The organism is Neisseria sp. RH3002v2g, assembly GCF_014596425.2.
GTDB lineage: Bacteria > Pseudomonadota > Gammaproteobacteria > Burkholderiales > Neisseriaceae > Neisseria.
Genome location: NZ_CP110721.1, coordinates 129,629 through 147,652 on the forward strand (window position 1 = coordinate 129,629; position 18,024 = coordinate 147,652).

The following is an 18,024-nucleotide window of genomic DNA, read 5'->3' on the forward strand; positions in this document are numbered from 1 at the left end:
GTGTTTTGGGCCGTCTGAAGAGTTTCAGACGGCCTTATTTTTAGGCTTCTTTTTTGTCTCCGGCTTTCTTTTTGGGAAGGATGAAACGCATCCTCAGGCCGTTGGGTTTGATATTTTCAGCAATGATTTTGCCGCAGTGCTGCTCCATGATGTGTTGCGTCAAGGCAAGTCCCAAGCCGGTGCCGGGTTTGTGTGCGCTGGAGTCGGCACGATAAAAGGCGGTAAAAATATGCGGAAGCTGCATTTCATCGACACCCGGGCCGTTGTCGGTAACATCGATAATCCAGTGTTTGCCGTCTTGTCCGATATGGGCCTGAATGGTACTGCCTTCCGGACTGTAGTTGATGGCGTTGCGGATAACGTTGTCAAAGGCGCGGTACAAATAGCCTTCGTTGGCACTGATCACGGCATTTTCAGGGATTTTAGGGTCAATGCTCAGGGTAACGCTTTGATTGTTTTGGTGGGCAATGCTTTGGTTGTCCTCAATCAAGTTGGTCAGGAACGGAACGAGTTTGAGGTTTTCTTTTTCTAAAGGAATATTGGAAGTCTCTAGGCGGGAGAGGGTCAATAATTCACCTACCAAAGTATCCATGCGCATCAATTCGCCTTCAAGCCGCTTGAGGTATTGCTCTTGTTTTTGCGGCTGAGATTGAATCAGGCCGACAATTGCCTGCATGCGCGCCAGCGGCGAACGCATTTCATGAGAAACGTGGTGGAGCAAATGACGCTCTTTGGCCACAAGTTTTTCCAATTTTTCGGCCATTTTGTCGAACTGTACGGCAAGGTGGGACAATTCGTCGTCACGGTCGTCAACCTGCTGGGAAATGCGTGTTTCGAGTTCGCCGTTGGCTACCCTGTCCATACCGCCGCCAAGAATTTTAATGGGCTTGGTGATGTTGTTGGCAAGGATATATGCCATCAAGAGGCCGACGATGATGATGAAAGACAGAATGATAAATTCGTGCCAAATCGGCGAAAGCGGCAGGCCGGGAATGAAAAGCGGGCTGGGCAGGCGTTGGGCTTGATGGTTGTCCCAGCCTTTAATGAAGAAGAGGTATTCTTCGCCGAAACGGTCGTATTCAATGTGGGCTAAATCGGATTCGGGATTGTTGATGGCAAAGATGCGGGCGCGTTCGATGGACAGGCTGTCGATGTTGCGGCCTAAAATATCTTTTTTATCGTCGCCGGTAATCACATAAACGGCATTGGAAACCGGATTGTTTTTCCATTCCGAAAGAATTTCGCGCGCACCGCTGTCTCCGCGCGAGTTGAACGCGGAGATGATGCTGCTCATCAATGTGGTTTCGATGGTGCGGCGTTGGTTGAATTGGTTTTCGGCGAGGGTGTTTTGTACCAGCCAAAATGAAAAACTCGCCACAAAGATTGCGCAGACGATGACTGCGCAAAATGTGGCGAAGATGCGTTGAAACAGTTTCATTGATCTGTTTAATCTTTAGTTTTTAACAAACAGGTAGCCTAAGCCGCGTACAGTTTGAATCAGGGAGGCATCGCCCAATTTGTGGCGGATGCTGGAGATGTGTACGTCGATGCTGCGGTCAAATTTAGCCAGTTTGCGGTCGAGTGCCTCGATGGACAGGGTCTCTTTGCTGACGACTTGTCCGGCGTGGCGCATCAAAACTTCGAGCAGGTTGAATTCGGTGCTGGTCAACTCGAGCGGAGTGTCTTTGATGCTGGCTTGGCGTTTGGCCGGGTACAAAACGACGTCGCTGACAGAAATGCTGTTGGGCGCGTTGTTTTGTTCGTTGCTGTGTTGCGCACGGCGCAGGATGGCGTTGATGCGGGCCAAGAGTTCGCGCGGTGTGCATGGTTTCGGAACATAATCGTCCGCGCCCATTTCCAGACCGATGATGCGGTCGATGTCGTCGCCTTTCGCGGTCAGCATGATTATGGGCACGGTGCTTTGGGTACGTACGTTTTTCAGTACGTCCAAACCGTTCATTTTAGGCATCATGGAGTCTAATACGACGACATCGTATTGTCCGGTCAGAATTTCTTGAACGCCGGCTTCGCCGTCGGGAACGCTGTGAACGTTGAGGCCTTCGGCAGTCAGGTATTCGGTCAGCAATTCGGTCAAGAGAGCATCGTCATCTACGAGTAATACGCGACTCATGGAATTTCCTTTTCGTGATTGTATGCGCTGCGGTACTAAATGGCAGTACGGCGCTTAAAATAGAGTTGTGTTCAATCTTAACATGCAATCTGCTTTTGTTGATAGCGTAATTTTCTGTGCTTTTGCGCTTTTTTGCATAGAAACTCGCTGCTCTTTACATTTTCAGACGGCCTGTAAGGACAAACTGACAATTGGGTGTGTTTTGTTCAGGGTTTGTCGCATGATTGGGCGGTTTGGTGTTTCGGTGCGTTAATGAAATCTTTGCAATCGGACAAAAGTTTGGGCAGCAAGGGGGCGAATGCCGGGTGGCTGCGTATTTTGTCAGCGTAGAAATACATCATATAAGGGTAATAATATTGCATGGCCTGCATCCATTGCGCACCTTCTTCTTTTTTGCCTTGCCGGTAGAGGTAAAGGCCGACTTGGTAGGCGCTGGAGTAGGGGCGGTAGGTCAGGGCTTTGAGTGCGGCTTCTTCCGCCCACGGACGGATGTAGGCATCGGTCGGATCTGCACGTTTGCTCAAGCTCAAATCGGCGTAATAGGCAAGCATGGGGCTTTCTTTGGAAAGTCGTTGCAAGCCGTCGATTTTGTTTTGAACCGTTTGCTGATCATCGGTTTTCCCTACACGGCTATATTGGGTCAGATTTTGATATTCCCAGCTGAGGTTTGCCATGCCGATTAAAATCGATAAAGCGGCTATACCACCTGCCCACTGTCTGATTCGGCTAGATAAAGGGCCGTCTGAAACATCTTTCAGATAAGAAGGTGTCAACGACAGAATCAGGCTGAATACGGTGAGGAAGTAGATATACCAAAGCGGATATTCGAGCATGCTGTGGCAAAGGCTGACGGCGGCGGCAGTCAGTAAAAACAGCGAGGCCGGTGTTTGGTTTTTGCCCAATAGTCGCCATACTGCTGCAAGCAGGGTTAAGGCTGCAAGCAAGGTGCCGGCAATGCCCATTTCGGACAATAACTGCATGACGATGTTGTGCGAATGGGTAAACAGTACGCCGAGGATGTTGTTGGGGAAGTATTGTTGTTGGGCATTGATCAGGAAGGTTTGCTGGGCAAAGCTGTTCCAGCCGTGGCCGAACCAAGGTGCGGATTGAAAGGCAATCCATGCCTTGCTCCATTCGATTTGGCGCATGGAACCTTCAAAACCGCTGGTGCCTGCGCGTTCGACAGCGGTTTCGTATTTGACGTTGCCAAACAAGTCCAACAGGCTGCCCATACCGAATTGGAAAGCGGCGGCCAGGATGGCGGTCAGAAGGAAAATGCACAGTGCGCGTTTGTGTTGGAAACGGGTACGCCAAAACCATAACGGCGTAATCAGAAATAGGGCGGCGATGTAGCCTAAGATGGTGCGTGAGTTGACCAGGCCGAGGGTTGCGGTCAAAGCCAATACGAACAGAAAACCTGCTGTATTGGACATTTTACGTGCCGTCCATAAATAGGATGCCGCCAAAATGCCCCACATTAAATAATGTCCCAAGTGGTTGCGCTGGCCGAGTTGGCCGTTTACGGTGCCGTTGCTTCGGGCAATGATGCCGTTCAACCATTCTACGTTGGACCAGCCTTTAAATTGCAGCCAGACGATGGCGGCCTGTATGGTTGCCCCTATCAATAAAGACCAAGCAAAGATGCTGACGACGCGTTCTTGTCCGTAAGCTGCTACCCAGCCGCGAACCGACCATGCACCCAGCGCCAAAATGACAAAGGTCCAGGCAGTGATGTCGCTCATACCGGGGTAGGTGGAATGCATGAAGCGCGCTTGGAGCGACCAGAATGCAGCTATGGCAAACAAACCGATGCTGAGTGCGGGAAGGCGGGTATTCAGCAGGCCTTTGTGTGCGCTAATCAATGTCAGTACCAATGAGCCGCTCAGTGAAATGGCTTCCAGATAAAAGCTGGGTAGTGGGCCGACTCGGTAGAGTGAAAGAAAAGGGATGGCGCAAATCCAAATAAAGCTGAGCCATAAAGGCCAAAAGGTTTTTACTGAAGATTCGGCCAGGCCGTCTGAAAGTGTGTGGTAGGTCATTTTGATGTGTGTTTTTGTTGTTTGATAAATGCAAGGCAGCCGAGAAAAAAGGTAATGCACAATAATACGGAAATAGCGGCGCAAATCCGGCTGGCGAGAGCCGTGTCTGCCAGGCGCATACAGGCTTCAGCAAAGTAAATCAGAATCAGCATGGAGCTGTATTGGTAAGTGTAGATGCGTTTTTTCAAAATGCCGGTCAACGGCAGGCACAAAGGCAGAGCTTTCAATGCCAGCCATGAGCCGCCTTCGCGCAATGGTGCGATCCATAATTCCCATGATAAGGAAAGCAAAATCAAAAGGATAAGGCTTATGGAAGTTGCAAGATAAGGTAACGGGGAGCGAGTATTGTTCACAATATAAAGGGCGTAAGCCGTACTGGAAAACTTGAAATTATACCGCTAAAAATGCAGGGGGAGCCAAGAATATTGCTTAAGGATATTCAAGAAAGAATTTATTGTTTTTCTTTAAATTAATGAAACTTTATCCTGTTTTATAGTCTTATTAATATATTTATCAAATAAAGATTGTGCTATTATTATAGACGCTTTATCTCAGGAGGATAGAAAACCATGAATCGCGTTGCTGACGTTATCCGTGATGATATTAAAGTAATGACAGCCTATCAGGTTGCCGATTTGCCGGAAGGTTTTATTAAGTTGGACGCCATGGAGTGTCCGCATCATCCTTTCGCCGGATATGAATCTTTGTTGTCAGAATGGGCGGATATAGTAAAAGAAGCCCCGATTCATTTGTATCCTCATACGGCCAAGAGCGGGATTTATGAAGAATTAAGGGAAGTCTTCGGTATTCCCGGCAAGGCGGAAATCGCATTGGGCAACGGCTCCGACGAGCTTATCCAGTTTTTGACTATGCTGGTTGCCAAACCCAATGCGTGTGTATTGGGTATTGAGCCAAGTTTTGTTATGTATCGTCATAATGCCGCGCTTTATGGCATGAAATATGTCGGCGTTCCCTTAAATCCGGACTTCACTTTAAATCTTTCTGCCGTTTTGTCCGAGATTGAGCAACATCAGCCGTCATTAATTTTTATTGCCTATCCCAATAACCCTACCGGCGTGTGCTTTAAACGAGAAGAAGTAGAGGCGGTTGTTCGTGCGGCAACCGGCATTGTGGTTGTTGATGAGGCATATGGCGCATTTCATCATGACAGTTTCCTTCCGTGGGCGGGAGAAGTTGAAAATCTGGTCGTAATGCGCACCATCAGCAAAATCGGTTTTGCCGGATTGCGGATGGGGTATGCGGCGGCAAGCCCGGGCATTATTGGAGAGCTGGCTAAAATCCTGCCTCCTTACAATATGAATCAATTAAGCTTGGCGGCGGCGAAATTCTCATTGAAACATCATCCAATCATTCAACAAAACATAGATACATTAAAAAACGAGCGTTCGCGCGTAATGAATGAATTGTCGAAATTAAACCGTTTGCAAGTTTTCCCAAGCGAAGCCAACTTTATTACCGTTCGCGTTCCTGATGCGGACGAACTGTTTGAAACATTGAAGCAAAACCGCATAGTGATTAAAAAACTGCATGGAAGCCATCCGCTGTTGGATCAGTGTGTCCGCATAACCATAGGCTCGGCAGCGCAAAATGATGCCGTCTTGGCCGTTATTAAAAACCTTTACCCCAATCTTTGATTTCAAGGAACTATTATCATGAACAAAGCTCAACTGCATTTGACCAATTTTCTGTTACTGGTTGAAGAAGCCGGCTCATTGACCAAGCTTGCACGCGCGTGCGGTTATGAAAACTCCGCCTCTTTGTCTCAGCTCAAACGCCGTTTGGAACAACAAGCAGGCGATGAGTCTGCGCGCGGCATCCGTCCGAGCCTGGCTGCGAAGTTGGAGTCCGGTATGCACAAACGCAAAGGCTGGCTGAACCGTGATCACAGCAAAGACCAAGAAAAAGCAGCAGCGGTTGAAGCGGCGCGTTTGGAAAAACAAACCGCCGAAGCGGCAGATGCCGGTGTTTCGACCGAGGGACGTTTTGTTACCGTTACCCGCAATACCAGCGAAACCCAAATCACTGTCAGCCTCAATCTTGATGGTAGCGGTAAATACCGCTTTGACATCGGCGTTCCTTTCCTTGAGCATATGCTTGCTCAAGTAGCGCGTCACGGTTTGATTGACTTGGATATTACCTGCAAAGGCGATTTGCACATTGACGACCATCACACCGTTGAAGACATCGGTATCGTATTGGGTCAAGCCCTGAAACAAGCGCTTGGCAATAAAGCCGGCATTACCCGTTACGGCCATGCTTATGTTCCGCTGGATGAAGCATTGAGCCGTGTGGTCATCGACCTTTCCGGCCGCCCCGGTTTGGTATACAACATCGACTTTACCCGCGCCCTGATCGGCCGTTTTGACGTCGATTTGTTTGAAGAATTTTTCCATGGCCTTGTGAACAACAGCATGATGACCTTGCACATCGATAACTTGAGCGGCCGTAATGCGCACCATCAAGCCGAGACCGTTTTCAAAGCCTTCGGCCGCGCCCTGCGCATGGCAGTCGAATACGATCCGCGTATGATTGGTCAAATGCCTTCTACCAAAGGCACGCTGAGCGAAGAATCTGTTCAAGAAGAAGCGGAAGCTGCGTCTGAAGAATAAGGCATTGTGTGAATGAATAAAGGCCGTCTGAAACCGATCGGGATTTCAGGCGGCCTTTTATTATTTGTCTTGTATGGTGGCAATATTTTGTTTTAAACCATCTTTTGCTACAATCATTCTTATTATTATATTAATCATTAAATGGTTCAGACGGCCTGAGGAGAAGCAATGAAAGTAGCGATTGTCGATTATGGAATGGGAAACCTGCATTCAGTGTTGAAATCGGTTCAGGCGGCGCAGGTCTTGTCCAAGCAAAATGCCGAGGTTTATCTGACTTCGCGGCCCGAAGAAGTGATGGCGGCGGATAAGGTTATCTTTCCGGGGCAGGGCGCCATGCCGGACTGTATGTCTGCGCTGAAAGCCAGCGGTTTGGGCGAGGCGGTTTCAGACGGCCTGAAAAACAAGCCGTTTTTTGGAATTTGCGTAGGTGCGCAATTATTGTTTGAACACAGCGAAGAAGGCGATACAGATGGTTTGGGTTGGTTTGAAGGCCAAGTCAAACGGTTTTTGCCCAATCAGACCGATGCGCAAGGAGGCCGTCTGAAAGTGCCGCATATGGGCTGGAATACGGTACGTCAAACCCGCCCGCATCCTTTGTTTCAAGACATTGGGCAGAACGAGTATTTTTATTTTGTTCACAGCTATTATTTTGCGCCGAAAAATGAAGAGATTGTTTTAGGCGTCAGCGAATATCCGAATGAATTTGCCTGCATTGTCGGTCAAGACAATGTGTTTGCCACACAGTTTCACACGGAAAAAAGCCATCAGGCGGGATTATTGCTGCTGCGGAATTTTTTAAATTGGCAGATTTGAGGTTTCTAACATAAATCTGCTAAAAATCGCTAATTTGTGTAAAATATACTGAAACTGAATAGAGGAGAAAAAAATGCTGTTGATACCTGCCATTGATTTGAAAGAAGGACGTTGTGTCCGCTTGAAACAAGGTTTGATGGAGCAGGCGACGGTGTTTTCCGATTCGCCTGCAGAGACGGCTTTGCATTGGCGCAACCAAGGCGCACGCCGTTTGCATTTGGTTGATTTGAACGGCGCATTCGCAGGCGTTCCTCAAAATTTTCCGGCGATTAAAGAAATTTTGGCCGCCGTGGCCAAAGATATTCCGGTACAGCTTGGCGGTGGCATCCGTGATTTGGAAACCATTGAAAAGTATTTGGATTTGGGGCTGACTAATGTGATTATCGGCACGGCTGCGGTAAAAAATCCTGAATTTGTGCGCGAAGCATGCAAGGAATTTCCGGGGCAGATTATTGTCGGCTTGGATGCCAAAGACGGCATGGTGGCGATAGACGGTTGGGCAACGGTAACGGAACATCATGTTGTCGATTTGGCCCAACGTTTTGAAGATGATGGCGTCAACAGCATTATTTACACCGATATCGGCCGCGACGGCATGATGAGCGGCGTGAATATCGAAGCTACCGTCAAATTGGCCCAATCCGTGAATATCCCGATTATCGCTTCCGGCGGTTTGACGAATTTGGATGATATCCGCGCATTGTGTGCCGTCGAAAAAGAAGGCGTGAGCGGTGCGATTACCGGCCGTGCAATTTACGAGGGAAGCATTGATTTTGCACAGGCGCAAAAACTGGCCGATTCTTTGGCTTAAGTGTGTCGGATTATGCGGATAAGACCTTGCAGGCCATTAAAACGCAGCGGCTGACGCAGCACATAAAAATGCACTCAAAGGGATTGCCTGTATAGGTTATGGGTTTATATTTGTTTGAAATAATTATAAAAACAACCCAATCGATATTTTATTAAGGGATTAGTATGCTTGAAGCGTTTGTTTTGGGTTTTTGGATTATCTGGTCATCTGACCGCGAAGTGTATCCGCTAAGCGAAAGTTTGTGGTTTACACTGATTGCAGTGATATTGCGGCAGCTGACGGCGTTTGATTTGCCGATTATCGATACCTATTGGATGATTTTCAACGGGATAATATGGGCATTTGCCGGGTTGATTTTCGCCATTGTCGGCCGTATCGACAGCAATTTTATTATTTCCTGCGTGTTGGCGATGATGGCCGGTATCGGTTATTTTCAGCTGTTGCAACATTTGCCGGATTGGTTGGGCAAATTTTTGGCCTGACGGTTTCAGACGGCCTGATAACGGATAAGAGGTATTGGGTATGGCATTGGCAAAACGAATTATTCCTTGTCTGGATGTAAAAGACGGCCGCGTGGTAAAAGGCGTCAACTTTTTGGGTTTGCGCGATGCAGGCAATCCGGTTGACGTTGCCAAACGCTACAATGATGAAGGTGCGGATGAGTTGACCTTTTTGGACATCACCGCTTCCAGCGACAATCGCGATACTATTTTGTACGTTATCGAGGCGGTCGCTTCGCAAGTTTTTATTCCATTGACAGTCGGCGGCGGTGTGCGTACGGTTGCCGATATCCGCCGCCTGCTCAATGCCGGTGCCGATAAGGCCAGCATCAATACAGCTGCCGTAACCAATCCTGATTTGGTCAACGAAGCGGCCGGTTTTTTTGGTTCTCAGGCGATTGTCGTTGCTGTCGATGCCAAAGCGGTCAACCCTGAAAACACCCGTTGGGAAATCTTTACCCACGGCGGACGTAATCCGACCGGTTTGGACGCGGTGGAATGGGCTGTTGAAATGCAGCGGCGCGGCGCAGGCGAGATTTTGCTGACCAGCATGGACCGGGACGGCACCAAGCAAGGTTTCAACCTGCCGTTGACACGCGCGGTCAGTGAAGCGGTCGATATTCCGGTCATTGCTTCCGGCGGCGTCGGTTCGGTTCAACACTTGGTGGACGGTATTAAAGAAGGGAAGGCCGATGCGGTATTGGCCGCCAGTATTTTCCACTTTGGCGAAGCGAGTATCCGCGAAGCAAAACTGGCCATGCGCGAAGCAGGAATCGAAGTGCGTTTGTGATTGTTACCCAAAGGCCGTCTGAAAAATATGGGAGAAAACGCGAATGTCGAATATAAACGAAACGCTGCTGAATGCCGTAAAATTTGATGAAAAAGGTTTGGTTTGCGCCATTGCCCAAGATTGGCAGACACACCGTGTGCTGATGGTCGCCTGGATGAACGCCGAAGCCCTGCAAAAAACCGTAGAAACTGGTTTTGCCCACTATTACAGCCGTTCCCGCCAAAAACAATGGATGAAGGGCGAAGAGTCCGGGCATACGCAAAAAGTACACGAATTGCGCCTGGATTGCGATGGCGACGCTGTGGTTATGTTGATTGAACAAAACGGCGGCATTGCCTGTCATACCGGGCGCGAAAGCTGTTTTTACAAAGTTTGGCAAGACGGCGCATGGCAGACAGTGGATGCCGTGTTGAAAGACGAAGAAGCAATTTACGGACATAAACATCCTTAAGGCCGTCTGAAAGAAATAAGAGAAACCGACCATGACCGATACCATCCTTACCCAAATTCAAAACGTCATCGATTCGCGCAAAGGCGGCGATCCCGATGCTTCTTACGTTGCCCAACTGTTGCACAAAGGCGAAGACAAGATTTTGAAAAAAGTCATCGAGGAAGCAGGTGAAACCTTGATGGCTTCTAAAGATGGCGGCGGCGAACATTTGGTTTACGAAGTGGCGGATTTGTGGTTTCACACCATGGTTTTATTGGCGCATCATGACTTACGCGCCGAAGATGTGGTCAACGAGCTTGCGCGCCGTCAAGGTTTGTCGGGATTGGTGGAAAAAGCTTCTCGCAAAGAATCTTGAATTTATATTACAATCCCGTATTTGACTTGTTTCAGAATCCGTCTCTTGGGGCAAAAACGATTTCACTTTGTTTGGCGAAACCCGTTACGCCCGTTTTCAGACGGCCATTGGAGCCATTATGGATAATTGTATTTTCTGCAAAATCGCCGCCAAAGATATTCCGGCACAAACCGTTTACGAAGACGATGAGATGCTTTGTTTTAAAGACATCCGCCCTGCCGCACCGGTACATCTGCTGCTGATTCCGAAAGTACACTTCGATTCACTGGCACACGCCACTGCCGAACATCAAACCCTGTTGGGTAAAATGATGTTGAAAGTCCCTCAAATCGCCCAAGAGGCAGGTTTGACCGACGGTTTCAAAACCCTGATCAACACAGGCAAAGGCGGCGGACAAGAAGTCTTCCACCTGCATATCCATATCATGGGTACGCCCGCATAATTATTATCTCTTTTTAAATTAAACAAATTCAAGGATTTATCATGGGTAGCTTCTCTCTCTGGCACTGGATTATCGTACTGATTATTGTCGTTTTGGTATTCGGTACCAAAAAATTGCGCAACGTCGGCAAAGACCTCGGCGGTGCAGTGCATGACTTCAAACAAGGCCTGAACGAAGGTACAGACGGCAAAGATGCCAAAAAAGACGAAGTCATCGAACACAAAAAAGACGAAGACAAAGCATAATCCATGTTTGATTTCGGTTTGGGCGAATTGCTGCTGGTCGGCGTTGTCGCCCTGATAGTGTTAGGCCCCGAACGTCTGCCGCAAGCCGCGCGCACGGCCGGGCGTTTGGTCGGTAAATTGCAAGGATTCGTCAACAACGTCAAGCAGGAGCTCAATACTCAGGCTGAGTTGGATGAATTGCGCAAAGTCAAGCAGGAATTTGAAGCCGCCGCTTCGGAGTTTCGCGACGGTATCAAAGACTTGGGCGATGATGCACAAAAAAATCTGAATGATATTTCAGACGGCCTCAAACCGTGGGAGCGCCTGCCCGAACAAAAAACGCCAGCTGATTTTGGTGTGGACGAGTTCGGTAATCCTCTGCCTGATTTGGCGCCAAGCAGCACTGAAAATGAAAGTGCGGCCCAAGTTTCTGAAGAGGGTGGGGCAGCGCAAACCCAAGAGCCTGCCGGGGCTGAAAATGCCGAGTCCGAGCAAGACCGCGCTTGGCGTGAGTATTTGACCGCATCGGTTTCCCCCGCTCCGGCGGTTGAAGTCAGCTATGTCGAAGCTCCTGCCGCCGATGTTCCTCCGCTGCATACGACATCTCTGCGTAAGCAGGCGATGAGCCGCAAGCGCGATATGCGCCCGAAATTCCACGCCAAACCCAAACTGCGCGTCCGTAAGTAAAAAGTGAGTCAACCGGTGTCCGAACCTCAACACGAACAACCCGTCCAACCGCTTATCGAGCATCTTCTCGAGCTGCGCCGCCGCATGATGTGGATCGTCATCGGCATCGTCGTCTGCTTCTTGGGCATGATGCCGTTTGCCCAGCAGCTCTATACTTTTGTTGCCGAACCATTGATGGCCAATCTGCCTAAAGATACCAGCATGATTGCGACCGATGTGATCGCGCCGTTTTTTGTGCCGGTGAAGGTTACCTTGATGGCGGCGTTTCTGCTGTCCTTGCCGCACACGCTGTATCAAGTCTGGGCGTTTGTCGCCCCGGCCTTATACCAAAACGAAAAGCGTTTGATTACGCCGCTGGTGTTGTCCAGCGTAACGCTTTTCTTCGTCGGTATGGCGTTTGCCTATTTTCTGGTGTTTCCCGTTATTTTCAAATTCTTGGCCGGTGTAACCCCTGTCGGCGTCAATATGGCGACCGATATCGACAAATACCTGTCCTTTATTTTGGGCATGTTTGTCGCATTCGGTACGACGTTTGAAGTACCCGTCGTTGTGGTGTTGCTTGCAAAAATGGGCATTGTTTCGACCGCTCAGCTTAAGAACGCCCGTCCGTATGTTATCGTGGGTGCGTTTATCGTGGCCGCAATCATCACGCCGCCTGACGTGATTTCTCAAACCCTGCTTGCCGTTCCGCTGATTCTGCTCTACGAAGCCGGCATTTGGTTCAGCCGTTTTGCCAAGGCCAAAACGCAGCAGGAAGATGAGGATAAACCGCAACCGCCGGCGGAAATTTGAGAATAAAGGCCGTCTGAAGGATTTTTCAGACGGCCTTTGTGTTTATGACAGTTTTAAATTTTAAGGAGCAACATGATGAATGTTCAGGATATCGTACAAAAACGTTACAGCACCAAATCTTTTGATGCCTCCAAAAAAATATTTCAGCCGAAGATTTTGCCCAAATCGAAGCGGCACTGCGCTACAGTCCTTCCAGCGTCAATATCCAACCTTGGCATTTTGTGATTACGGATAATGAAGCAGGGAAAGCACGGGTAGCCAAATCTGCAGAAAATTTTCCGTACAACCTGCCCAAAATCATCAACGCTTCTCATGTAATCGTATTTGCGGCGCGGGTGTATGCCGATGATGACTATTTGGCAGGCGTGTTAGAACAGGAAGATAAAGACGGACGTTTTGCTACGGCCGAAAATAAGCAAATGGGCGATAATGCGCGCCGTACTTTCTTGGGTATCCACCGCAATCAAATGTAAGACGAAACCCAATGGTTGTCGAGACAAGTTCATATTAATTTGGGCTTTACCCTGTTTGCCGCCGCGGCCTTGGGTGTGGATGCCGTTCCGTTGGAAGGGGTGGATATGGCTGTTTTGGATCAAGAATTTGGTTTGGCTGAAAAAGGTTATCGTGCTGTTGCCGTTGTCGCATTGGGCTATCGCGCCGAAGATGATTTTAATGCCAAATTGCCGAAATCACGTTTGGAAAACGAGGTAATTTTTACCCAGGTATAACCGAGGGGCTTGGTTTCAGATCTTTGAAAAAGCCATCTGTTTCTATCTTATTGAGAAGCATAATGTCAGGCCGTCTGAAAATAAACTACTTTTCAGACGGCCTTTTTATTGTTCTTGTTTTTCTTTGTCCTCCTTATTTTTCAAGCATCTTACAAAAAGGGTTTGGAAAAATAGATGCTTATATTTTGACCGGATTCAGCCGTACGATTTCATGGATAAATGTGTTATCGTATTCATATATGTTAAAAAACATTAATAAATTTGTATTTTTCTTACAGAGAAAGGCTTCAAAATGGATGGTTGGACTCAAACGCTGAGTGCTGGTACTTTGCTCGGTATTGCGGCGGCGGCAATTTTGCTGATTTTGATTTTAATTGTGAAACTGCGTGTTCATGCTTTGCTGACGTTGGTATTGGTCAGCCTGCTGACTGCTATCGTAACAGGCCTGCCTATGGGCAGCATCGTCAATGATGTGTTGGTCAAAAACTTTGGCGGCACGCTCGGCAGCGTGGCGTTGTTGGTCGGTTTGGGCGCAATGCTCGGCCGTTTGGTGGAAACTTCCGGCGGTGCCCAATCTTTGGCAGATGCGCTGATTCGGATTTTTGGTGAAAAACGTGCGCCGTTTGCCTTAGGCGTGGCTTCTTTGATTTTCGGTTTTCCGATTTTCTTTGATGCCGGTTTGGTGGTGATGTTGCCGATTGTGTTTGCAACGGCACGCCGCATGAAGCAAACTGTTTTGCCCTATGCGTTGGCATCTATTGGCGCATTTTCCGTCATGCACGTCTTCCTGCCGCCTCATCCCGGCCCGATTGCCGCTTCTGAATTTTATGGTGCAAATATTGGTCAACTGCTAATTTTGGGTTTGCCGGTTACCTTGATTACTTGGTATTTCAGTGGCTATTTATTGGGTAAAGTTTTGGGTCGCAGCATTCATGTGCCCGTTCCTGATCTGCTCAGCGGCGGTACGCAAGATAACGACCAACCGAAAGCGCCTGCAAAAGCATCTACAGTCATCGGTATTATGCTGATTCCTATGCTGTTGATTTTCTTGAATACTGGTTTGTCTACTCTGATCAGCGAGAAAATGGTCAGTGCGGATGAAGGCTGGGTGCAGTTTGCGCGAATGCTCGGTTCGACACCGATTGCTTTGCTGATTTCTGTTTTGGTGGCCCTGTATGTATTGGGCAGTAAACGTGGCGAAAAAGCCAGCGCTTTGGAGAAAACCATTGATGGCGCATTGGGCCCGGTTTGTTCGGTTATTTTGATTACCGGTGCGGGCGGTATGTTCGGCGGCGTATTGCGTGCTTCCGGTATCGGTAAGGCTTTGGCCGACAGCATGGCTGACTTGGGTATTCCCGTTTTGCTGGGCTGTTTCTTGGTGGCTTTGGCTTTGCGTATTGCGCAAGGTTCTGCGACTGTTGCCCTGACTACCGCTGCCGCGTTGATGGCACCGGCCGTTGCGGCGGCAGGTTTCAGCGATTGGCAGATTACTTGCGTGGTATTGGCGACGGCGGCGGGTTCTGTCGGTTGCAGCCACTTTAACGACTCAGGCTTCTGGCTTGTCGGCCGTCTGTTGGATATGGATGTGCCGACGACCTTGAAGACATGGACGGTCAACCAAACACTTATCGCACTCATCGGTTTTGCTTTATCGTCAGTGTTGTTTATCTTGGTTTAATCGAAAACGGCCGGCGGATAGTGTTTTTGAGATAACACAATCCGCCTGTTTTCAAATACCGTTAAAATCCAGATAAACAAGGAGTAGAAAAGTGACGACACATTTTGTCATGATGGGCGTATGCGGTTGCGGTAAAACCACTGCCGCACTCTCGTTGCAAAAATATCTTGATCAATGTCCCTATGCCGAAGGCGATGATTTTCATACCCAAGCCAACCGCGACAAGATGGGTGCCGGTATTCCGCTGACGGATGAAGACCGCTATCCTTGGCTGGGCAATTTGCGTGACTGGATGACAGAGCAGGCAAAAAACGGGGAAAAATATTCCATCGTTACTTGTTCCGCACTCAAGCATCACTATCGCGATATTCTGCGTGGTGCGGAAGGGAAGGTGGCTTTTATTCATCTGACTCCGCCTCAAGCAATCAATCTTGAACGTATGCTGTCGCGTCAGGGGCATTATATGAAAGCCGGAATGCTGGATTCGCAGCTGGAGATTTTGGAAGAGCTGGGTGCTGATGAGTACGGTGTCAAAATCGACAATCCGGGTTTGCCTGAAGCCGTTGAGGCAGATATTGTGAATTGGGTGAAAGCGCAAGGCTTGATTTAGTAATGATCAGAAATGGAAAGGCCGTCTGAAATCTTTCAGACGGCCTTTTTTGATGGGATTTAGAATGTTTTTTGCGAGTCAAGCAATAAGGTAACCGGCCCGTCATTGCAAAGGGAAACCTGCATATGGGTTTGGAATCTGCCGGTTTCGACAGTCAGTCCATGTTCGCGCAAAAGTTGCGCGGTATATTGATAAAGCTTATCCGCTTGTTCGGCAGGGGCGGCATTGGAGAAGGACGGACGGCGGCCGCTGCGTGCATCGGCGTAAAGGGTAAACTGGGAAACCAATAATATCGAGCCGCCGACATCTTTGAGCGATAAATTTAATTTGCCGTTTTCGTCTTCAAAGATGCGCAGGTTGGCGGTTTTATCCGCAATGTATTTGGCGTCTGCTTCCGTGTCGGCGTGGGTAACGCCGAGCAATATCATAAATCCGTTGTCGATTTTTCCGCAGGTTTCGCGGGAGTTTTCGGACAAAACGTCAACTTTGGCTTGGGTAACTTTTTGAATAACGGCGCGCATGATGTTTTTGAATAAAAGAAGTTTGTAAAAAAGGGCGTAAAACACACGCCCTTTGGGTTGGAGTATGGTTTCAGACGGTCTGAAACCATTGAATCAATTTACGGATTAATGCCGTTTTCTTTTAAGATGCGTTCGATCTGATTATTAACTTTTTGCCGTTTGACAGCTTGGGCAATTTGGTTGCGTACCAGCTCGAAAGGTTCGGCATTCGGATCATGCTCTACCGCGCTGAGTTTAAACAGATAAAAACGGTTTTCCATCTGAATCGGCTCATGCGTTACGTCGCCCCGGGTCATGTCGGCAAAAGCAACGGCCAGTTGGGGAGGAAGCTGTTGCGGAGAAATGAAGCCGTCAAATTCTTGTTCTGGGTTAGGATAGCGCTTCATCAGCTCTTCGAATGACAAGCCTTTGAGCAGCAGTTCTTGCGCGGCGCGTACTTCGTCGGCTGAGGCAAAGCTGACTTGTTGCAGCTTGATAATGCGTGTTTGCTGGTCGTAGAAACGGCGCAACTCGGCATCGTCAACTGCGGTTTGACGTTCTAGATAAGCAGCGTATTGGTTGGCATAGAACTCAGCTTCAACGTTTTTGAACTGATTCTGTACTTCCGCATCTTTGTCCAAACCAGCTTTGAAGGCTTCATTTTTCAAGATTTCCAAAGTCTGCAAGCGTGTAACCACATCTTTGCGGATTGCCTGACCATCGGGTTTGGCAGTCTGGTTGGGATGTTGATCGGCCTGTCTCAATACTTCGGCAACCATGCTGTCGATACGGGCGGGATCGATTTCAGGTGCTTTGGCGGTTGCCAAACCGATCGTCGACAGGGTAAGGATGGCCAAAACGGCAGTTTTGGGCTTGATGTTCATGTGAGTTCCTTATTGCCCGCCGCTATAAACGGCGGGCACGTTATATTACTTGTTGACTTTGATGCTGGCTTTTTTCAGCAATGATTGAATGGCCGCATTGACACGGGCACCCTGTAAATCGCTGCCAATCTCGTTTTTAGAGGCTTCGTAAGAAGGTACGGTAACGTTACGGCGGTCATTGACATAGAAGACGGCATACAGATTACCGTTTTGTAGTGGCGTTTTAGTGTGCGCGCCTTTTTTCAGGTCTTTGACGGCTGCATAAAGCGGAGGTGCTGATTCTTGTAAATCTTTGAGCGGAACATAAGCTTTAGGGATGCCGCCGGCTTTTTTGGCTGCTTCATCAATTGAATATTGGTTCAATACCGAAGCAAAGCTTTTTTTCGCGTCCAAGTCGGCAATGGCTTTTTGGGCATTGCTGTTGCTGTCGGTTACGATTTCGCCCAGTTGGACTTCTTGGGTGCCTTTATAGAAGTTGCTGAAATCATTGTAAGCGGCTTTGACATCTTTTTCTTGAACAGGAAATTGGCGGATGATGTGTGCCGCGAAAGCTTGGCCTAACAAATCATTTTCAAAAGCCGCCCATTCGGTTTTGAATGTGGGCTTTTTATCCGCTCCTTGCTTGGCGGCATCGGCACGTGCTTGCTCCAGTGCCGCTTTGAATTCAGCGCTTTGATCCAACTTTAATTTTTTGGCTTCTTGGGTAACCACAGTGCTGATAACTTGACGTTCAGTCAGCATTTGGCGCAATTCAGGCGTATCTTGAATGTTAGGATTGCTGGTGCGTACGGAAGCCACTTGGTCGTCAATAACGCTGCTGTCGATGGCCTGGCCGTTGACGGTAACCAAAGTTTGGGCAAACAGGGTGCCGGAAGTCAGAGCGAGCATCAAGGCTGAAGCAAAGTAGGTTTTTTTCATCGTATTTCTCTTCTAAATTAATGATTGGAAATCAAAGTTTG

23 protein-coding genes are annotated in these 18,024 nt (G+C 48.5%); 16 read left to right on the plus strand and 7 right to left on the minus strand.

Annotated features, from left to right (window positions below; all coding sequences use genetic code 11):
• Nucleotides 1–40: 40 nt before the first annotated feature.
• The 4 genes from BBP27_RS00635 to BBP27_RS00650 form a co-directional block, all read right to left on the minus strand.
• On the minus strand, nt 41–1,438 hold the full coding sequence (locus tag BBP27_RS00635) for a HAMP domain-containing sensor histidine kinase (protein WP_188211852.1): 1,398 nt from the start codon (nt 1,436–1,438) through the stop codon (nt 41–43).
• A gap of 15 nt (nt 1,439–1,453) precedes the next feature.
• A complete protein-coding gene (misR, locus tag BBP27_RS00640; RefSeq protein ID WP_003748666.1) occupies nt 1,454–2,131 on the minus strand; it encodes a two-component system response regulator MisR in 678 nt (225 codons plus the stop codon).
• Nucleotides 2,132–2,337: 206 nt separating this feature from the next.
• Nucleotides 2,338–4,170, minus strand: coding sequence for a PglL family O-oligosaccharyltransferase (locus BBP27_RS00645; protein ID WP_188211851.1), 1,833 nt, complete (start codon nt 4,168–4,170; stop codon nt 2,338–2,340).
• Nucleotides 4,167–4,523, minus strand: coding sequence for a DUF2069 domain-containing protein (locus tag BBP27_RS00650; protein WP_036493163.1), 357 nt, complete (start codon nt 4,521–4,523; stop codon nt 4,167–4,169). Before BBP27_RS00650 ends, BBP27_RS00645 begins: the two co-directional genes overlap by 4 nt.
• A 216-nt stretch (nt 4,524–4,739) precedes the next feature.
• On the opposite strand from BBP27_RS00650, the gene hisC reads away from it, so the two are divergent.
• From hisC to BBP27_RS00730, 16 genes are all read left to right on the plus strand, one after another.
• Nucleotides 4,740–5,825 (plus strand): histidinol-phosphate transaminase, encoded by a 1,086-nt coding sequence (gene hisC / locus BBP27_RS00655; RefSeq protein ID WP_188211850.1) that lies wholly within the window; start codon nt 4,740–4,742, stop codon nt 5,823–5,825.
• Between the two features lie 18 nt (nt 5,826–5,843).
• Nucleotides 5,844–6,800 carry an imidazoleglycerol-phosphate dehydratase HisB gene (gene hisB, locus BBP27_RS00660; protein ID WP_188211849.1) on the plus strand — a complete coding sequence of 319 codons (957 nt, stop codon included), beginning with the start codon at nt 5,844–5,846 and terminating at the stop codon, nt 6,798–6,800.
• 168 nt (nt 6,801–6,968) lie between these two features.
• Complete coding sequence (gene hisH / locus BBP27_RS00665) at nt 6,969–7,613, plus strand: imidazole glycerol phosphate synthase subunit HisH (protein ID WP_188211848.1); 645 nt, start codon at nt 6,969–6,971, stop codon at nt 7,611–7,613.
• Between the two features lie 73 nt (nt 7,614–7,686).
• On the plus strand, nt 7,687–8,424 hold the full coding sequence (hisA, locus tag BBP27_RS00670) for a 1-(5-phosphoribosyl)-5-[(5-phosphoribosylamino)methylideneamino]imidazole-4-carboxamide isomerase (RefSeq protein ID WP_188211847.1): 738 nt from the start codon (nt 7,687–7,689) through the stop codon (nt 8,422–8,424).
• 164 nt (nt 8,425–8,588) lie between these two features.
• Nucleotides 8,589–8,906 carry a hypothetical protein gene (locus tag BBP27_RS00675; RefSeq protein WP_036493171.1) on the plus strand — a complete coding sequence of 106 codons (318 nt, stop codon included), beginning with the start codon at nt 8,589–8,591 and terminating at the stop codon, nt 8,904–8,906.
• 40 nt (nt 8,907–8,946) lie between these two features.
• Nucleotides 8,947–9,714 (plus strand): imidazole glycerol phosphate synthase subunit HisF, encoded by a 768-nt coding sequence (gene hisF / locus BBP27_RS00680; RefSeq protein ID WP_188211846.1) that lies wholly within the window; start codon nt 8,947–8,949, stop codon nt 9,712–9,714.
• A 43-nt stretch (nt 9,715–9,757) separates the two neighbouring features.
• A complete protein-coding gene (gene hisI, locus BBP27_RS00685) occupies nt 9,758–10,165 on the plus strand; it encodes a phosphoribosyl-AMP cyclohydrolase (protein ID WP_004519653.1) in 408 nt (135 codons plus the stop codon).
• A gap of 31 nt (nt 10,166–10,196) precedes the next feature.
• Complete coding sequence (locus BBP27_RS00690) at nt 10,197–10,520, plus strand: phosphoribosyl-ATP diphosphatase (protein WP_128582220.1); 324 nt, start codon at nt 10,197–10,199, stop codon at nt 10,518–10,520.
• A 118-nt stretch (nt 10,521–10,638) separates the two neighbouring features.
• Entirely contained in the window at nt 10,639–10,962 is a 324-nt protein-coding gene (locus BBP27_RS00695; protein ID WP_003748648.1) for a histidine triad nucleotide-binding protein, read from the plus strand.
• 41 nt (nt 10,963–11,003) lie between these two features.
• Nucleotides 11,004–11,207 (plus strand): Sec-independent protein translocase subunit TatA, encoded by a 204-nt coding sequence (gene tatA / locus BBP27_RS00700; RefSeq protein ID WP_003679438.1) that lies wholly within the window; start codon nt 11,004–11,006, stop codon nt 11,205–11,207.
• 3 nt (nt 11,208–11,210) lie between these two features.
• Nucleotides 11,211–11,873, plus strand: coding sequence for a Sec-independent protein translocase protein TatB (tatB, locus tag BBP27_RS00705; RefSeq protein ID WP_188211845.1), 663 nt, complete (start codon nt 11,211–11,213; stop codon nt 11,871–11,873).
• A gap of 15 nt (nt 11,874–11,888) precedes the next feature.
• On the plus strand, nt 11,889–12,665 hold the full coding sequence (tatC, locus tag BBP27_RS00710; RefSeq protein WP_036493177.1) for a twin-arginine translocase subunit TatC: 777 nt from the start codon (nt 11,889–11,891) through the stop codon (nt 12,663–12,665).
• A 221-nt stretch (nt 12,666–12,886) separates the two neighbouring features.
• A complete protein-coding gene (locus BBP27_RS00715) occupies nt 12,887–13,138 on the plus strand; it encodes a nitroreductase family protein (RefSeq protein WP_265511143.1) in 252 nt (83 codons plus the stop codon).
• Nucleotides 13,139–13,153: 15 nt separating this feature from the next.
• A complete protein-coding gene (locus tag BBP27_RS00720; RefSeq protein WP_223168936.1) occupies nt 13,154–13,393 on the plus strand; it encodes a nitroreductase family protein in 240 nt (79 codons plus the stop codon).
• Between the two features lie 292 nt (nt 13,394–13,685).
• Nucleotides 13,686–15,071, plus strand: coding sequence for a GntP family permease (locus tag BBP27_RS00725; RefSeq protein WP_070814810.1), 1,386 nt, complete (start codon nt 13,686–13,688; stop codon nt 15,069–15,071).
• A gap of 91 nt (nt 15,072–15,162) precedes the next feature.
• Nucleotides 15,163–15,681, plus strand: a complete 519-nt coding sequence (locus tag BBP27_RS00730; protein ID WP_188211844.1) for a gluconokinase, GntK/IdnK-type — start codon at nt 15,163–15,165, stop codon at nt 15,679–15,681.
• Between the two features lie 59 nt (nt 15,682–15,740).
• On the opposite strand, the gene dtd is transcribed toward BBP27_RS00730, so the two are convergent.
• The 3 genes from dtd to BBP27_RS00745 all read right to left on the minus strand — a co-directional run bounded on the left by dtd (nt 15,741) and on the right by BBP27_RS00745 (nt 17,983).
• A complete protein-coding gene (gene dtd, locus BBP27_RS00735) occupies nt 15,741–16,202 on the minus strand; it encodes a D-aminoacyl-tRNA deacylase (protein ID WP_003748635.1) in 462 nt (153 codons plus the stop codon).
• A gap of 98 nt (nt 16,203–16,300) precedes the next feature.
• The gene (locus BBP27_RS00740) at nt 16,301–17,065 is read right to left on the minus strand and encodes a peptidylprolyl isomerase (RefSeq protein WP_188211843.1); all 765 of its coding nucleotides are present in this window, start codon (nt 17,063–17,065) and stop codon (nt 16,301–16,303) included.
• A gap of 45 nt (nt 17,066–17,110) precedes the next feature.
• Nucleotides 17,111–17,983: a peptidylprolyl isomerase gene (locus BBP27_RS00745; protein ID WP_188211842.1), complete on the minus strand. Its 873-nt coding sequence runs from the start codon at nt 17,981–17,983 to the stop codon at nt 17,111–17,113.
• Between the last annotated feature and the right edge of the window lie 41 nt (nt 17,984–18,024).

Bases quoted from the DNA above. Each gene is read 5' to 3' on its own strand.
- BBP27_RS00645 (WP_188211851.1), bottom strand. From the start codon at position 4,170: ATGACCTACCACACACTTTCAGACGGCCTGGCCGAATCTTCAGTAAAA.
- BBP27_RS00695 (WP_003748648.1), top strand. From the start codon at position 10,639: ATGGATAATTGTATTTTCTGCAAAATCGCCGCCAAAGATATTCCGGCA.
- hisA (WP_188211847.1), top strand. From the start codon at position 7,687: ATGCTGTTGATACCTGCCATTGATTTGAAAGAAGGACGTTGTGTCCGC.
- hisF (WP_188211846.1), top strand. From the start codon at position 8,947: ATGGCATTGGCAAAACGAATTATTCCTTGTCTGGATGTAAAAGACGGC.
- BBP27_RS00690 (WP_128582220.1), top strand. From the start codon at position 10,197: ATGACCGATACCATCCTTACCCAAATTCAAAACGTCATCGATTCGCGC.
- BBP27_RS00635 (WP_188211852.1), bottom strand. From the start codon at position 1,438: ATGAAACTGTTTCAACGCATCTTCGCCACATTTTGCGCAGTCATCGTC.
- hisC (WP_188211850.1), top strand. From the start codon at position 4,740: ATGAATCGCGTTGCTGACGTTATCCGTGATGATATTAAAGTAATGACA.
- hisI (WP_004519653.1), top strand. From the start codon at position 9,758: ATGTCGAATATAAACGAAACGCTGCTGAATGCCGTAAAATTTGATGAA.
- tatA (WP_003679438.1), top strand. From the start codon at position 11,004: ATGGGTAGCTTCTCTCTCTGGCACTGGATTATCGTACTGATTATTGTC.
- BBP27_RS00745 (WP_188211842.1), bottom strand. From the start codon at position 17,983: ATGAAAAAAACCTACTTTGCTTCAGCCTTGATGCTCGCTCTGACTTCC.
- hisB (WP_188211849.1), top strand. From the start codon at position 5,844: ATGAACAAAGCTCAACTGCATTTGACCAATTTTCTGTTACTGGTTGAA.
- BBP27_RS00725 (WP_070814810.1), top strand. From the start codon at position 13,686: ATGGATGGTTGGACTCAAACGCTGAGTGCTGGTACTTTGCTCGGTATT.
- dtd (WP_003748635.1), bottom strand. From the start codon at position 16,202: ATGCGCGCCGTTATTCAAAAAGTTACCCAAGCCAAAGTTGACGTTTTG.
- tatB (WP_188211845.1), top strand. From the start codon at position 11,211: ATGTTTGATTTCGGTTTGGGCGAATTGCTGCTGGTCGGCGTTGTCGCC.
- hisH (WP_188211848.1), top strand. From the start codon at position 6,969: ATGAAAGTAGCGATTGTCGATTATGGAATGGGAAACCTGCATTCAGTG.
- BBP27_RS00675 (WP_036493171.1), top strand. From the start codon at position 8,589: ATGCTTGAAGCGTTTGTTTTGGGTTTTTGGATTATCTGGTCATCTGAC.
- misR (WP_003748666.1), bottom strand. From the start codon at position 2,131: ATGAGTCGCGTATTACTCGTAGATGACGATGCTCTCTTGACCGAATTG.
- BBP27_RS00740 (WP_188211843.1), bottom strand. From the start codon at position 17,065: ATGAACATCAAGCCCAAAACTGCCGTTTTGGCCATCCTTACCCTGTCG.